Source organism: Streptomyces ossamyceticus, from assembly GCF_001418475.1.
In the GTDB taxonomy this organism is placed as follows: domain Bacteria; phylum Actinomycetota; class Actinomycetes; order Streptomycetales; family Streptomycetaceae; genus Streptomyces; species Streptomyces ossamyceticus.
In genome coordinates this window covers 1-1009 of the sequence record NZ_LIQX01000936.1, presented here as the reverse complement: position 1 = coordinate 1009, position 1009 = coordinate 1, and the positions used below count along the sequence as shown (strand labels likewise).

The following is a 1009-nucleotide window of genomic DNA, read 5'->3' as shown; positions in this document are numbered from 1 at the left end:
CTGACGACAAGCCCCCGCCGCTGCGGCGGGGGCTTGTCGTCAGGAAGGGATCTTGACGCACGGAAGTCCGAAAATCCCAACGGAATCAGGGATTTGTGGTGTTACTCACCACTCGCCCGTTCGGGTGGACAGACCCTTTTCAGCTGTTCTGTCCGCAGAGTCGAGGACGTCCTTACCAGCATCGGAATGATGGGTTCCGGCACTCTTGCAGGCATGATGCGCAACTCCTGCGGTTCTGGGGACGGGTGGGCCGATGGGTTGTTCCGAGTAGGCCGTCCGGTGGGTCGAGACCCGGACCGGAGGGCCCGTCAGTAGTACGGCGGACGACGCCCGATCGGTTCACGCGGGGGAGTGCTCGGGTTCACGCGGGGAAGTCCTCCGGTTCCGGCGGAAGGGTGACCCGGGCCGCCCGTCGTTCCCCGTCCAGGACCCGCAGGGCGCGGGCCAGGGTGGGGGCGTGCAGTTCGTTCTCACCACGTGTGTGCATCAGTTCGAGCGCGTCGTGCAGCGCCGTCGCCCGGCCGACGAGTGCCTGCGCGGCCCGCAGCCCGCGATACGTGTCGCCGGGGCGGGCCGGGTTGATCCGGCCCAGCAGGTCGACCACGTCCAGATAACGGTCGATCAACTCCGCCTCGGCGCACGTCAGCGCGGGCAGCGGCGGCAGCTCGGGTGGGAGCATCGGCGGCTCACCTCGCGCCGGGGAGCGCCCGCGAGCCCTTGCGGCTCGGCACGACCCGGTCGGCCAGGCCGTAGTCCACGGCTCCGTGCGCGTCGAGGATCTTGTCCCGCTCGATGTCGCCGCTGATCCGTTCGTGGCTCTGCCCGGTGTGCCGTACGAGCATCTCCTCCAGCCGTCGGCGGTTGCGCATCAGCTCCTCGGCCTGGATCGCCAGATCGCTCGCCTGCCCGGTGACCGGCTCGGCCAGCGCCGGCTGATGGATCACCACCTGCGCGCCCGGCAGCACGGATCGCTTGCCCGGGGTGCCCGCGGCCAGCAGCACCGCGGCGG

The 1009-nt window shown here is 70.1% G+C and carries 2 protein-coding genes; both read right to left on the bottom strand.

Annotation, left to right across the window (positions count from 1 at the left end):
- Window positions 1-361: 361 nt before the first annotated feature.
- Window positions 362-679 (bottom strand): hypothetical protein, encoded by a 318-nt coding sequence (locus tag AOK15_RS40725; protein ID WP_055524247.1) that lies wholly within the window; start codon window positions 677-679, stop codon window positions 362-364.
- A 7-nt stretch (window positions 680-686) separates the two neighbouring features.
- On the bottom strand, window positions 687-1009 hold a 323-nt coding region (locus AOK15_RS40720), incomplete at its 5' end, for an ATP-dependent Clp protease proteolytic subunit (protein WP_205632327.1).